Genomic DNA, 14,068 nt, shown 5'->3' on the forward strand with positions numbered 1-14,068 from the left:
AGGCTTGGAAGCGCAGGGTGGTGAAGTTTTCGATGCGAAGTAATAACTCCATGCTCTCGGCTTCGAGAGTGCCAAGTTTGTCGCTGAGTTCTTGGAGACGGTTGTTGGTTTCTTCGTAAGCTTCGAGGGCGAGCATGTTGACGGGTTCCATCCCTTCCATCCGTTTTTGGAGCAGGCGGATTTGGGATTGGAGGGAGGCGAGATATTCGTCGGTTTGGGATTCGGGGGGGAGTTCGGGAAGTTCGGTGGGGAGTTCGGTGCGTTGGGTAGCGATTTGGATGATGAGGTTGTCGATTTCGGTTTGGCGTTGCTGTTGAAGTTGGGTGAGTTTTTGTTGCTCCCACTGCAATTCTTGGAGGTTGAGGTGGAGTTGGCGGAGTTTGGCTTCGGCTTTGTCGCGTTCTTGTTTGTCGGTGCCGAGTTCTTTGTCGAGGATGACTAGAGATGCTTTGGTGGTGGCGATCGAGTCCCCAATTGCCGCTAATCTAGTATTAATATCGGTCAACTTGCGATCGAGTCCCCCAATCTGTTCGATATATTCACTGGTACGACGTTGATTTTCGGAGATTTTTTCGGTTAAGATACTGCGTTGTCGATCGATTTCTTGGAGTTTTTGCTCGAAGGCTGTTAAGGCTTGTTGGCGTTGGTTGAGTTGTTGTTCTTGAGTTTTGATTTCGCTCTGAATGGCTTGCCAATCGCTGTGTACGCCTGATTTTTCGAGTTCGGCTAGTTCGGCATGGGATTCAGCGAGGGCGGCTTCTTGGGCGGGTAATGTTTGTTCTAGGGCGGTGAGATCGGTAATGGTACGATCGAGATCCTGCTGGTTTTTAAAAATCTGGCTCTGGAGTTGAGTCTGTTGGGTAGTTAATTGCCCAATTTCCTGTTGATTGCGATCGAAATTGAGTTTAATTTCTCGTTGATTTTGGCGGGTATCGGCGACTGCGGTACTGAGTTGACGCAGTTCGGTGTTGCTCTTATTAACTACTTCGATACTGACTTGTAAAATCTGTTCGATTTCGCCCAAACGTTGCTGGAGACTGCGAACTTCGGCGGATTCACTCGCATCGGCGGTACCAAAGTGGAGGGTAGATTTCTGAGATATATTCCCCCCCGTCATTGCACCACTGGATTCGAGCAGTTCGCCATCAAGGGTAACAATCCGATGTCTGCCTAATAAACTCCGCGCTCGATCGAGTCTGTCGAATACTATTGTCCCACCAAATACATAATTAAAGATGTTTTCATACTCGCGATCGAAGTCTACCAAATTAACCGCATAATCGATAAAACCTTGAGTTGCTCTGAGTGCGGCATTCTCTCTTAATGGTTGAGCATTAATCTTATTTAACGGTAAAAATGTCGCTCGTCCACCGCGTTTTTGCTTGAGGATTTCGATCGCGCGGGAAGCCACTCCATCGTCGGCAACAACTAAGTTACCCAGTCTCGCACCTGCGGCAATTTCGAGAGCCAATTGATAAGCCGGATCGACATTACCTAATTGGGCGACTAAACCATGCACGCCAGGAATTTTGGCTTCTTTAATAATTTTAGTCGCGAAGGTACCTTGGGCTTCTGCTTGAACTTGATTTTGCGCTTCTAATTTATCAACCAATCGCTGTTTATCGCGCTGTTCTTGTAATAATCGTTTTTGGGTTTCGAGTTGAGTATCGACATTTGCTTGAACGGCGGTAAGTTTATTTTCTAATACCGCTAATTCGCCAGTAGCTTGAGCGAGTTTGCTTTCTAACTCAGAAACCTTATTCTGCTTCGCTGCTAATTCCGGCGTAACAGTTGCCAAGCGATCGGTTTCTTCAGCGATCTTTGCTCCCAACTGATTGCGCCGTTCGGTAAGTTGTGCTTGAGCGGTGCGCTGTTTACTTAATAGTTGAAGGGTAGTTTCAATCTGGCGACTAACTTGGGTTTGTTCTTCCACCCACGCCGTCGATGCAGATGCGATCGAGCTAGCTTTTTCTTTAGTTAATTCTAGTTGGTATTTCGCTTCATCGCGATCGACAACCGACTTTTTCAGTTTGGTGGTTTCTAGTTGCTGTTGCTCGGTAGTTAAACGGTAAAATTCTTGCTCATAATTAGCTAATTGACTAGCCGATTGCTGTTGATTGGTGTGGGTATTCGATCGAGTTGTGGTTAGTTCTTCTTTTTGCAGTGTCAGTTGCCGCTGTTCCGCCTGTTGAGTAGCCAATTCCGCTTGAGCGGCTAACAGTTTCTCTTCACCTAATGCCCGCACACAAGCATTCAATCGCTCGACTTCGGCTGTCGTCATGCCGATTTCTCCTTGCAAATCGACGACCTGTTTATCTAACTCACCCAGCGCAATTTTACCTTTACCTAAATCTGCTTGAATTGTCGCCTGTTTCTGTTGGAGATTCTGCCATTTTAAGACCACCTCTTCGACAGATTTCTGTTGAAATTCCGTCCGCAATCTTTGGTACTTTTCAGCCTTAATCTTATCCTGTGCTAACTTATCCCGTTGCACCACCAATTCTGTGGCAACAATATTACATTTCTCAACCTTTTCCTTGACTTCATCCAGTGTACCCTTAGCCCGATCGATCTTGCGATCGAACGCCGCCACCCCCGCAAGTTCATCGATAATCTCCCGCCGCTCCTTGCTATTCATCGAGATGATGCTAGTGACATCCCCTTGCAACACGACATTATAGCCCTCTGGATAAATCCGCAGCGCATTTAATTGGTCGTGCAACTCCGCCAGGTTGCAAGCCTCACCATTAATCGAATAATTGGACGTATAACCGCCCTGAGCATTCACCCGTAGCCGCCGCGTCACCACCCACTCACTCGCCAACCGTTCTTTGGGTGGAGCAGGCGACATACTACTAATATCGATAACCTCAATTTCCGGTGCTGGCTCATCCTCATTCTCCAGATCGAAAGTCACCGTCACAATCGCTTCTGAGGCACCCTTGGTATTGCGATCGTGATTTACCAAATCCGGCAACCGTTCCGCCCGCATCCCCTTAGAACTAGCCAATCCGAGGCAAAATAACAGCGCGTCGAGAATATTCGACTTACCCGAACCATTCGGCCCCGATACCACGGTAAACCCTGGTAAAATCGGAACTTTTGTAGTACCACCGAAGGACTTGAAATGGGACAGTTCTACCTGTTTGATGTGTACCATAAATTCTAGCTGCATCCCTTGGCGGCGCGAGTCCGCATTTTCCCAAGAGATTATCTTAGCAGACTCTCGACCGTTTGTGAGTTTGAGGGTTTCGTTGGCGTAGCCTACCGGAGGTAATCGGGGATAATGTAGAATAGGCTCGAACAAAATTAGGGGATAAATAATTGCCTACACCGAGCCAGATGCTGCAAGCAATCGTATTATCTCAATGGCTATCGAACTGATACCCGCCCGATTTACCTATTTCAATCTTACGATCTCAATAGCTGCGAGCGATCTTAGTTATGATCTCGATCGCAACCATTTGCGAAATCTGTAGTTTAAAATTGAGTAGTAGCATTTACAATTTCAACATCTGCCTCAGCCATGTTCTCCAAACAGCAAGCCCTCGAATTTGCCAAGAAATATCATTGGACTGTCAAAGATGCTGAGCGCGCTTTTAAATCTGTCGATTTGAAACAAGCTGACGAGCTAGCTTTGTTAACAGCGATGGCAGAATTTGCAGGCAAAGAACTACTGAATCGGCAGTATTTACAGCGATCGCAAAAAGGTCAAGTCACTAAAAAGACTCAATACATCAAAGAAATAGAGCTAGACTTTGCTCAAAAGACTAATGAATATGAAAAAGTCATTCAAAAGCAGCATAGTTTATTTGTTCGAGTCATTGCCCAAATCTACAACGTCTCAAAAACCTTTGGAGTGAAAGATCCTTGGGTAGAAACATTGTTGTCTGAATATGAGGAATATTTGAGTGCTGATAAAAATGTTGCATAATTCTAGTAAAGCATTGGATGAATCCTTAGTTGTTACTACTCGTATCCAGTTACAAGGTTATGGATTGAGTCGTTATCAAGTCACTAAAATTACTCAAAAGCTAAATCCAGTTAATAAAAAAGGTAGAGCCTATGTTTATTTAGTTAGTGAGGCGGTCGCCTCAATCCGTGCCACTTTATCTGGTTCTCGTATTAAGCCATTAACTCGTCAACAACTTATAGTTGTCTTAGACAATTTATTAGTGCGGCTGAGCAATGTCATTGCTTTGCCTTTTAATGCGTCATCATCTAGTCATCCCGATATTGGCGATATTGTCAAACAATTACTTAGAGCTATGTCTGATACAGATAGAGCTTTGGCCAGCCTAAAAGCTACAGCAGCTAATATTAATGGTAAATATAAAAAATAATATTGAGTGAAACAATGTCTGATATATCAACAGAAGAACTAGTTATAGAAATATTACGATTTAGAAAAAATGCTGCTAAACTTCAATTTTCTATCGCTCTAACTGTAGATAAGATTGAGAGAAAATATTCTCCAAGAGCTGAATTCGATAATTGGCGCAACTCAGATGATGGCCAAAAATGGAGAATTAAGCAGTATAACCTACAAAATCAGTGCTGTGCTGAATGTAAAAAGCCTTTAGAGCTAAAAGACTCACACATAGACCACATCAAACCAATCGCAAAATATCCGCAATTAAATCTCGATTTGATAAATTTGCGAATTACTCATCCAAGTTGTAATCTGTCTAGAAGTAGAAAAGATATCTAAGTCTATTCGCTTGACTAAATAATCATAGCCTTTTTATTGGATAGATCGAGTCGATCGATTATTAGATAGTCGTGGCTTCATTTGGTGGCGTAATGAAGCAGGTGAGTAAATTATAGGTTGTTATTGGGAATCTCGATCGAGGACGATTATAGAGGTATAAGAATGTCTAAACCTAACTTTCAAGCCATGAATCTCAATGAATTGAGACGATATGTTTTGGCTCATAGAGATGACAAAGAAGCCTGGAATGAGTTTGCTGCTCGTCCTCGCCCTAATGCAATTATGGTGCCAGCAGATACACCAATAGAAGAACAAGAGCGCATCATCAAAGAGTTGGTAGATAGAAGTAAATAGGATGGGTTCGATCGAGTGACGTTAATCCCTTGTAAAATCAATCTTGGTTAGGTTTGGCCACCAGATAACGTCAGTTCGGGGTAAGGAGAATCGATCTGCTCCGTTCAAACACCGCCCTGAACTATAAGTTCGGGCTAATAGCTCAAGTTCGTTGAAACGAACTGCTAAATTGATTAGTTCGTTTCAACGAACTTGGGCTATTACCCCCAAATTCATTTGAGGGCGGTGCAGGAACGAAGCTATGAGTCATCGACTTGAAATCCTTATCCCGAACTGACCTTATATAGGTAAGTTATGTAATAATGAAGTTTACTGAGTTCGTTGGCGTAGCCTACCGGAGGTAATCGAAAGAAGCACATATATAAAAGCGAAGCCTTTGTCGAACTTGTCAAAGATATGGCATACCCAAAGCTGAAAGTATCATTCTGGCTAATATCGATCGACATTTTCAAAAGATCGGGGGACAATTATGAATTCTCTCGAACTATTTTCGGGTGCAGGTGGTTTAGCTAAAGGGTTAGAATTGGCGGGATTCAAACACACCGCACTCGTAGAAAATAACAAACATGCTTATGCGTCACTTTGTGAAAACTTCGATCCTGCAAAAGTTTTCCTTAGAGATGTCAGAGACTTCGATCTAGAAGCATTAACTAATATCGATATATTCGCAGGTGGCCCTCCCTGCCAGCCATTTTCTCTCGCTGGAAAACATCAAGCAGAGCGAGATAAACGCGATCTATTTCCAGCGGCTATTCGTGCGAGCGAACGGCTAAAACCAAAAGCTTTTATCTTTGAAAATGTCAAAGGTTTGCTTCGCCAATCATTTGCTGATTACTTCGAGTATATTCTACTGCGGTTGACTTATCCTAGCTTTAATGCAGAAGTAAACCCAGATTGGCAAGAGAATTTACGAGAACTTCGTACTGTAAGTAAGTTCTCTTATTCAGGAATCAAATATAACGTCCAGTTTAAATCGATCGATGCTGCAAATTATGGCGTACCCCAAAAACGAGAGCGCGTCATCATTTTTGGTATTAGATCGGACTTAGAGTGCGATTGGTTATTTCCGCCAGAGACACATTCGGCAGATCGATTATTTTGGGATATGTACGTTACAGGAGAATATTGGGAACGGCACAAAATATCTAAGTCAGAACTTCCGTTACTAGATAAATCCGCAGAATCCAGAAAATTCAAACTTATAGACAAATACGGAATGTTTGAGCCAGCAACGATGCCTTGGCAAACAGTTCGAGATGCGATCGGTAATTTACCAGATCCACGGATCGATCGTGGCATAAAGGATCATCTTTTTCATGATGGGGCACGTATTTATCCAGGACATACTGGCAGCATTTTAGATGCACCTGCAAAAACAATTAAAGCTGGAGATCGTGGCGTTCCTGGTGGGGAGAATATGATTCGCTTTTCAGATGGGAGTGTCCGCTATTTGACAGTATTGGAAGCGAAACGACTCCAAACTTTTTCAGATGATTTTGTTGTCAAGGGTGTTTGGGGTGAAGCGATGAGACAAATTGGAAATGCAGTTCCCGTTCGACTTGCCGAAATAATGGGACAGGAACTGATAAAAATGCTGAACTCAGACAAACATTTGGTTAGAATAGAGAGGTTATCTAATACAGAGAATAGACGGCTAATGTTAGTCGATATTTGATTCGGTCGCGATCGCTTCTTTTGGTTAGATAGCCATCTACACGATCGCAAAACTCACTATATTTGTGCGATCGAACTAGAGGATCGGCTTAGAATCGCTAGTAATTTCATTTCGATGCAAGATCTGAGTATAAACCTATTTGAATAATGCTCGCATTCCCTCCTGCCGCTTGAGTGCGAGTTTTGTCACTTGCCGTTTTTCAGCTTGACGAATAATCCGATTTAAGAGATCTGTGTATAGTAGCGGCGGATTGGATTTTACCCACAAGTAAAAAGATAGCGAACCGGGGAGAGTATTGATCTCATTAAAATAAAGCTTGTCACAACTAGCATCGATAATAAAATCGATCCGCGATACACCAGAACAACCTAGAACTTTAAAAGCTTTTTTAGCATACTCTAGCGCAGCTTGTTTTAGTTCGGGATTGAGGTCTTGGGGGTCGATGACGCGAGACAAACTTGCCATCCCTTGTGATTCGTTACCGCCAGTTTTTTTGCCACCATCATCGCGGAGATACTTCTCTTCAAAGGTAAGGACACCGCTGAGTGAGACGGGCATTTCGATGACAGATGCAACGATCTCATCATCATCTTCCATCACAGAAATATTGATTTCGAGAATATCTTTAATACAAGGTTCGACGATCGCGTGACTATCGTATCTAAAGGTATTTACCAAGCAAGCATTTAATGTCCGCTCGTCTTTAGCTACCCCAATTCCAATACTCGAACCTAAGTTACAGGGTTTGACAAATAACGGTAACTGCTCCAATCCAGGCGTGGCAAAAATCTGTTCGCGCACGGCGGCGAGACTTTTTTGGGCATCGCGGCGATCGACTATTGCCGCAGGTAAGACGGGAATACCAGCCGCTTTGAGCATCAGTTTACACTGATATTTATTCATCCCCAGGGCAGCCGGGAGAACGCCACAACCCGTATAAGTAGCATCCGCCATCTCCAGCATCCCCTGAATGCAGCCATCCTCGCCAAAGGTGCCGTGGAAGGCGAGGAAGTAGATATCGATCGGTAAAGTTTCGTTTTGACGCGCAAGGTAGGTGAGTCCCTTGCTACCTGCGATCGGTAACAGTGCGACTTCTTGAGCTTCTTTGACAGAGTTGGGAAGGCGGCGGTAGAAATTTTTGTCGAGCAGGTTGTCGCCGACGTACCAGCGTCCGGTTTGAGCGATGTAGACGGGGACGATCTCATACTGCGTCACGTCGATGACGTTTATCAGTTGGAGCGCGGTGATTACGGAGATTTCGTGTTCGACGGATCTACCACCGAATAGTACTGCCAAGTTTTTCTTCTTCATTGCGTCTGCCGATCGTGCCGACAAACATTTTCTCACATCTTGGATAGGGAATAGGGAATAGGGAATAGTGGATAGGGAATAGTGGATAGGGAATAGTGGATAGGGAATAGGGGATAGGGAATAGGGGATAGCCTATTCCTTGACTTTTGCAGGAAGTCTTATGTACCTAGACGTTTGAGATCGGCGAGGGTTTTTTGGTAGCTGGCGGTTTGGCGCTGTCGTTTAAAGCGATTGGCGGCTTTTTTGAGATCTAGGATCGCGCCTTTTTTATCGCCTAGTTTTGACTTGATTAAGCCGCGACTGGCGTAGGCGCTGGCGTTATTGGCATCGATCGCGATCGCTTTGTTATAGTCTTCGAGTGCGCCTTTCTCGTCGCCGACTTTGGATCGAGCGGTGGCGCGGCTGTTATAGGTTGTGGGATTTTTGGGATTGAGGGCGATGGCGCGATTGAAACTAACGATCGCACCCTTGAAGTCGCCGAGATCGAACTTAATCGCCCCGAGCCGTTCGTGAGCGGCTGTATAGTTGGGATCGATCGAGATTGTCCGCTCGAAGTCGGCTAGTTCGCTTTTTTTATTGCCTAATTTCCCCTGGAGAGTACCGCGACTGAAGTAAGCTCGCGCTAGCTGCGGATCGAGTGAGATCGCCCGGTTGAAGTCATTGAGGGCGTCTTTGGGCTGGCGAGCAACCTTGGCATTGCCCCGATGATAATAGGCACTCGCCCGATTGGGATCGATGGAGATCGAACGATTGAAGTCGGCAATCGCGCCGGGAGTGTTATTTAGATCTAATTTAGTGACGCCGCGATTGTTGTGAGTTGCAGCATCATTGGGATTGAGTTCGTTGGCGCGATCGTAATCTCCCAGCGCGTCTGGATTTCTCAGGAGCGATTTAGCAACACCCCGACTGTAGTAGAGGCGCGCATTTTGAGAATCGAGAAACAGCGCCCGATCCAGCTCGGCTAACATCCCCCGATAGTCACCTTGACTCTCCTTGAGTACTGCAACCGCGATCGCATCGTCTACTGGTTTGGGTGATGGCGCGATCGTCACTGGGGCATAACCCCCAATTCCAGCCGTGGCGGCATACTTGGTGAAGGTATTGACAGTAATGCCGAGATTATAGTCAGTCCGCACGCGGGCATTAGTTGGGATGCTGCGCCCCCCGATCGCCAGCAATTGGCCGCGATCGTTCCAGATCGGGCTGCCATTGAGCTGTGGCAGTGTATTCGTGCTGTAGATGAGGGAGTAGCCTTTACCTTGTTGTTTGCTGCTGTTGCTGACTAGATCGCCTTTAGCGAAGGTAAATACTGGTTTGGAACTGGCGGGAGTTTGCCCAAATCCACCGACATAAATCCGTTCGCCTGCTTCGACGCGATCGGAATTATTGACAAGCATGGCAACTGAATAGTTATTATTAGTCGTGAAGCTTACTACCGCCAGATCGATATTATTTGGGAATATCTTGACTTGGGAAACTTGATAGCGGCGATTGTCTGGCGTGACTATTTCACACCCACTATTCCTGACGCTCTGCGCTAATGTTATTACTGTATATGTATTGCGATTTTTCTGCACGATCGCCCCAGAGCCTTGAGCGCAGCGATCGATCCTAACGGTAGCGCGATTGGCAGTCTGCTGAATTTCTGGCGGTGATAGCGCTGTGCTAGGCAAGGCATAGCTAACTAGAGCGGTGGTACCAAGCAGCGCAATCGGCAATAGATAATCTTTCATCTTCAGCACATCAAGATCCACTTTTTAAGAATACTAACACTAGATCTAAGCTCCAAAGCTTGAGCCGAACGGCTGGTTTTAGTTCGAGGAGTTGGGAGTTGGGAGGAAATAGGAAAGAGGAATCAGTTTGTTGGAACACATCCAAAGTCATACCCCAATCCAGCAACACCAGTTATTGAAAGGGGGAAAGGGTTGACATGTAATTTAGCCACTATTGAGATCCTTCCATCCTCCATCTCCCACCTCCCACCTCCCAACTCCCAACTCCTACCTCCCATCTTTCTCCAAAACAATCTGACTGAATGTGAACTCATATGAAGCTGGTGGGTAATATAAGTGCATCGAACCAAATTCCCCAAATCTGCATTATGTCCGGAACTATCATTGATGCGATCGATCGCTTGATGCCCCTCATCATCCATTCAACTTGTCTCAAATCCAAGCTCTGGGATTCGCCGCATGAAGAGTTACCGTTACGGGATTATGCACTGAGCTGGGTAATTGTCGATCGCCATCCTCAAGGGAAAGTTGCCTATCAGAATGTCACACCTGAAATGGTAGAGGTGTGGGAAGCTGAAGGGATCGATTGGCAACAACGGGCAGTAATCAATCTCAAGGTAGCATCGCAGGAACTATGGACGCACCAAAAGCTGCGTAAAGATGGCAGCGTTGTCTGGGCGATTATGATGCACAATGATGGGTTTGGCTCCTCGCGAATCTTGCTCTCGCCTTACCTGGATAAATATTTTCCCGATGGCTATTATGTGGCTATTCCCGATCGCAGTATCGGCATTATTATCCCCCGCGACTTGTCGATCGGGGAAATGCAGGAAACTCAAGATTTACTGGAGTCTTGGTACGATACCGCATCCGCACCGATGAGTCCCCATTTATTTGCGCCTGACGATCTAATTCCCGAACATTACCAATGGAATTAAGAGCGTCACCGTAACTCAGCTAACTTCGATCGAATTAAGACGACTAGATCGGCGACAGTAATGCAAGTACTATCTGTAAAATCTACTAAAAAACTCAACTCAAAAGCCTCAGCCAAATCGAAATAAATATTCGCAGCTTCGAGATAATAAAGTAAATTTTTAGCACCAGATTGTTGCTGTCGCCGCTCAGCGAGTCGATCGATAAAGTTGTGAAATCTAAATTCTAGATCGATCGCCTCTGGATCGATTTCCAAGTTTCTTGCTAAAATTGGTTTAACAATCTCAAATATATCGACGGTGCCGCGTTGCATTATCCCATCCCAGCCAGGTAAATAAATCGATTGCGATTGCGATTGCCTACGGCAGGCTATGCCAACGAACCTTGTTACAACAATAAAAGATGACGACCAACATTGACATTGGTATAATAACTCAACTTTGTCAAACTTACTACTAAGTTTACAGTGTAGCAATTAGCTATTCTACTGATGCCCTGGACACCTCTACATAGTCAACTTCACCAGTGTTCGATCGATCGTCAGTTGCTCCCAATTGGTGCCAAGATCCTGCTAGCTGTGTCTGGGGGGCAGGATTCGCTGTGTCTGGGACAATTGCTGCGGGACTTACAAAGCCGCTGGCAATGGCAGTTGGCGGTAGCGCATTGCGATCATGGTTGGACACAGGATATTGGCATTGCCGAGCGCGTAGCACAAGTGAGTGCCCGCTGGCAGTTACCATTTCATTGTGAAACTACTGCCAATTTGCCCGAAACCGATGCTGCGGCACGAGAGTGGCGATATCAAGCCCTCACCCGGATCGCCGAAACGACTGAGAGTACATACATTGTCACCGCCCATACCCAAACCGACAGAGCCGAAACCTTGCTCTACAATTTGGTGCGCGGTGCGGGTGCTGACGGGCTATGTGCGATGTCGTGGCACCGTCAGTTGACACCAGAGATTAATTTAGTCCGTCCGCTGTTAGAAGTCAGTCGTACCCAGACTGGTGAATTTTGTCAGGAGTACGAATTGCCAGTCTGGGAAGATGCCTACAATCAAGATCTCAAATATGCCAGAAATCGCCTGCGGCTGGAGATAATTCCCCAGCTAGCCGCTAATTTCAATCCCCAAGTTGAAAGCCATTTGGCACGTACCGCCGAACTATTGCGGGCGGATGTCGAATATCTAGAGTCGCTAGCCAACGACTCGTATCAGCAAGCATTAGACGACAGCGGCACTAAAATCGATCGCACCGTCCTCCAATCGCTGTCTCTATCGCTGCAACGCCGCATCATCCGGCAATTTCTCACGCAAGCACTAGCCAAGATGCCCACTTTCAGCCAGATCGAAGATACGATCGCGCTGATTACTGCCCCCAACCGCACACGCACATCTACATTCAGTCATGGACTAGCAGCAGAAGTCTGCGGCAAGTGGATCGTGGTACGGTTGTAGTTAGATTGCGACGATCGAAAATCGACTGCTAGTATGCGCTCGAAACAAATAGCTAATTTAACTATCTTTTATGTACTGAAAGTATAAAAACAGACGAGTGGTTGAAATATAATATTTAATTTACATATATATAAAGTTAGAGACAAAAGCTATACGGGTAGCAAGTTGTGAGATGTAGATTTATGATTATTTATTAATACATTTGGCGTAATTAGCTCGAACATTCAACAGATTTGTTAAGATATCATGAAGAACATCAATAATTGTTTTAAGTATTAGCGACCTGTCCAAATTTGATGGATTGGGTAGTTGCGAGCGCGATAGTTAATTAATTGCCCTAAAATCATGAACGTTAAAACCGATCGTCAATTAACTAATAGATGGTGGACACCCCAGCGTCAGATCCCGATTCCGCTGCTAACTTTAGCATTAGTCATTGCCGCGATCTTACCGCCAGTGAGAGTAGCCGCCCTCGATCGTCAATCTAACCGCGTAGTGCCCCAAACTACCAAAACACCTACTGCTACCAAAACCCCCAAATCTGCCCGCGACTTTTATAACCGGGCGATGCGTCGCTACCGCAGTCAAGATCGGCTCGGTGCGATCGCCGATTTCGATCGCGCGATTCAATTGCAACCCAACTTTGTCGATGCTTATAATAACCGAGGCATCATTAAAGGTTTAAACGGCGATAATACCGGGGCAATTGCGGATTATACGCGGGCGATCGCTCTCAATCCCAGATTCTTTGAATCCTTTGCCAATCGCGGCTTTGCGCGGTTGGGCACCGGAGATCGGACTGGTGCGCTAGCCGACTTACAAGCCGCCACCAAGATTAAACCCAACGATCCACAATTACTCGTCGGTAAAGGCATCGTCGCCGCTCAAAATGGTGACAAGCGAGGGGCGATCTCGATCTACGATCGAGCCATCCAGCTCAGCCCCAGTAATGCCGATGCTTATTACAATCGGGGTTTAGCCAAACTCGATCTCGGCGATCGGCAAGGCGCGATCGCGGACTATAATACGGTCATTAGACTCAAACCGACTTATGCTAACGCCTACTACGGGCGCGGTAAAGCCAGAGGACTACTCGGCGACGATCGCGGGGCGATTGCCGATTACGATCGGGCAATTAAACTCAAACCCAGTCAGACTAGTGCTTACCTCAACCGCGCGATCGCCAAAAACTCTCTCGGCGATACCCCTGGGGCAATCGGGGACTACAATCGGATTATTAGCCTCAACCCCAACGATGCCAACAGCTACTTCAATCGTGCCTTGGGACATAACCAGAATGGCGATCGTGCTAAAGCCATCGCCGATTATACTACCGCCCTCAAACTCAATCCCCAGCTAGTCGAAGCCTATAATAATCGCGGCATCGTGTACTTTATTAGCGGCAACCGCCAAGCAGCGATCGCTGACTATAGCTCAGCCATTCGGCTGAAAGCCGATTATGGTACTGCCTATCTCAATCGGGGCATTGCGTTTTACTCAACTCGCGAATACCGCAAAGCATTACTAGATTACGATCGAGCAGTTGCCCTAGAGCCAAACAATGCCGAAACATACTTCAATCGGGGCATTACCCAAGCTCTACTTCAAAATTACAAGCAGGCACTTGCCGACTACAATACAGCGATCCGCTTGCAGCCTAATTACGCACTCGCCTACAGCAATCGCGGACTGTTGCAGGTTCAACTCCAAGCTAACGCCGCAGCTACTAAAGACCTCGAAACGGCTGCTAAAATATTCCAATCTCAAAATAATAGTGCTGCCTATGAGTCAGTGATGCGACAGTTAGAGAGAATTAAATAATTGCGCGCAACGACGAACCACAGCCAAACCCAGTAGTTTTGGCTGTGGTTCGTCGTTCGAGACGGTATTTT

General features: G+C 46.0%; 12 protein-coding genes. 8 read left to right on the forward strand and 4 right to left on the reverse strand.

Annotation, left to right across the window (positions count from 1 at the left end; genetic code table 11):
• A partial coding sequence (gene smc / locus RMO52_RS00165; protein ID WP_310409939.1) for a chromosome segregation protein SMC occupies positions 1–3,307 on the reverse strand: 3,307 nt, incomplete at its 3' end.
• A 219-nt stretch (positions 3,308–3,526) separates the two neighbouring features.
• Between smc and RMO52_RS00170 the strand changes: the two genes are divergently transcribed.
• From RMO52_RS00170 to RMO52_RS00190, 5 genes are all read left to right on the forward strand, one after another.
• Entirely contained in the window at positions 3,527–3,934 is a 408-nt protein-coding gene (locus RMO52_RS00170; protein WP_310409941.1) for a hypothetical protein, read from the forward strand.
• Complete coding sequence (locus RMO52_RS00175; RefSeq protein ID WP_310409943.1) at positions 3,912–4,343, forward strand: hypothetical protein; 432 nt, start codon at positions 3,912–3,914, stop codon at positions 4,341–4,343. Before RMO52_RS00170 ends, RMO52_RS00175 begins: the two co-directional genes overlap by 23 nt.
• Positions 4,344–4,357: 14 nt before the next feature.
• Complete coding sequence (locus tag RMO52_RS00180) at positions 4,358–4,711, forward strand: HNH endonuclease (protein WP_310409945.1); 354 nt, start codon at positions 4,358–4,360, stop codon at positions 4,709–4,711.
• A gap of 162 nt (positions 4,712–4,873) precedes the next feature.
• Positions 4,874–5,065, forward strand: coding sequence for a DUF6887 family protein (locus tag RMO52_RS00185; protein ID WP_310409948.1), 192 nt, complete (start codon positions 4,874–4,876; stop codon positions 5,063–5,065).
• A 469-nt stretch (positions 5,066–5,534) separates the two neighbouring features.
• Entirely contained in the window at positions 5,535–6,740 is a 1,206-nt protein-coding gene (locus RMO52_RS00190; RefSeq protein WP_310409950.1) for a DNA (cytosine-5-)-methyltransferase, read from the forward strand.
• Positions 6,741–6,875: 135 nt separating this feature from the next.
• Here the strand turns inward: RMO52_RS00190 and RMO52_RS00195 are convergent, their stop codons facing one another.
• Entirely contained in the window at positions 6,876–8,087 is a 1,212-nt protein-coding gene (locus RMO52_RS00195) for a D-alanine--D-alanine ligase family protein (protein ID WP_310409952.1), read from the reverse strand.
• Between the two features lie 122 nt (positions 8,088–8,209).
• Positions 8,210–9,784: a tetratricopeptide repeat protein gene (locus RMO52_RS00200; protein WP_310409954.1), complete on the reverse strand. Its 1,575-nt coding sequence runs from the start codon at positions 9,782–9,784 to the stop codon at positions 8,210–8,212.
• 368 nt (positions 9,785–10,152) lie between these two features.
• Here RMO52_RS00200 and RMO52_RS00205 point away from each other — a divergent pair, with 368 nt between their 5' ends.
• Positions 10,153–10,722 carry a hypothetical protein gene (locus tag RMO52_RS00205; protein ID WP_309739041.1) on the forward strand — a complete coding sequence of 190 codons (570 nt, stop codon included), beginning with the start codon at positions 10,153–10,155 and terminating at the stop codon, positions 10,720–10,722.
• A gap of 5 nt (positions 10,723–10,727) precedes the next feature.
• On the opposite strand, the gene RMO52_RS00210 is transcribed toward RMO52_RS00205, so the two are convergent.
• The gene (locus RMO52_RS00210; protein ID WP_309739043.1) at positions 10,728–11,033 is read right to left on the reverse strand and encodes a hypothetical protein; all 306 of its coding nucleotides are present in this window, start codon (positions 11,031–11,033) and stop codon (positions 10,728–10,730) included.
• A 177-nt stretch (positions 11,034–11,210) separates the two neighbouring features.
• Between RMO52_RS00210 and tilS the strand changes: the two genes are divergently transcribed.
• The gene (gene tilS / locus RMO52_RS00215) at positions 11,211–12,176 is read left to right on the forward strand and encodes a tRNA lysidine(34) synthetase TilS (protein ID WP_309739045.1); all 966 of its coding nucleotides are present in this window, start codon (positions 11,211–11,213) and stop codon (positions 12,174–12,176) included.
• A 345-nt stretch (positions 12,177–12,521) separates the two neighbouring features.
• Positions 12,522–13,997 carry a tetratricopeptide repeat protein gene (locus RMO52_RS00220; protein ID WP_310409957.1) on the forward strand — a complete coding sequence of 492 codons (1,476 nt, stop codon included), beginning with the start codon at positions 12,522–12,524 and terminating at the stop codon, positions 13,995–13,997.
• Positions 13,998–14,068: the final 71 nt, after the last annotated feature.

Source organism: Chamaesiphon sp. OTE_8_metabat_110, assembly GCF_031382685.1.
Classification (GTDB): domain Bacteria; phylum Cyanobacteriota; class Cyanobacteriia; order Cyanobacteriales; family Chamaesiphonaceae; genus Chamaesiphon.

What these genes read in the sequence shown, in the direction of transcription:
- tilS (WP_309739045.1), top strand. Translation starts at nt 11,211, where the DNA reads ATGCCCTGGACACCTCTACATAGTCAACTTCACCAGTGTTCGATCGAT.
- RMO52_RS00200 (WP_310409954.1), bottom strand. Translation starts at nt 9,784, where the DNA reads ATGAAAGATTATCTATTGCCGATTGCGCTGCTTGGTACCACCGCTCTA.
- RMO52_RS00180 (WP_310409945.1), top strand. Translation starts at nt 4,358, where the DNA reads ATGTCTGATATATCAACAGAAGAACTAGTTATAGAAATATTACGATTT.
- RMO52_RS00210 (WP_309739043.1), bottom strand. Translation starts at nt 11,033, where the DNA reads ATGCAACGCGGCACCGTCGATATATTTGAGATTGTTAAACCAATTTTA.
- RMO52_RS00220 (WP_310409957.1), top strand. Translation starts at nt 12,522, where the DNA reads ATGAACGTTAAAACCGATCGTCAATTAACTAATAGATGGTGGACACCC.
- RMO52_RS00185 (WP_310409948.1), top strand. Translation starts at nt 4,874, where the DNA reads ATGTCTAAACCTAACTTTCAAGCCATGAATCTCAATGAATTGAGACGA.
- RMO52_RS00190 (WP_310409950.1), top strand. Translation starts at nt 5,535, where the DNA reads ATGAATTCTCTCGAACTATTTTCGGGTGCAGGTGGTTTAGCTAAAGGG.
- RMO52_RS00170 (WP_310409941.1), top strand. Translation starts at nt 3,527, where the DNA reads ATGTTCTCCAAACAGCAAGCCCTCGAATTTGCCAAGAAATATCATTGG.
- RMO52_RS00205 (WP_309739041.1), top strand. Translation starts at nt 10,153, where the DNA reads ATGTCCGGAACTATCATTGATGCGATCGATCGCTTGATGCCCCTCATC.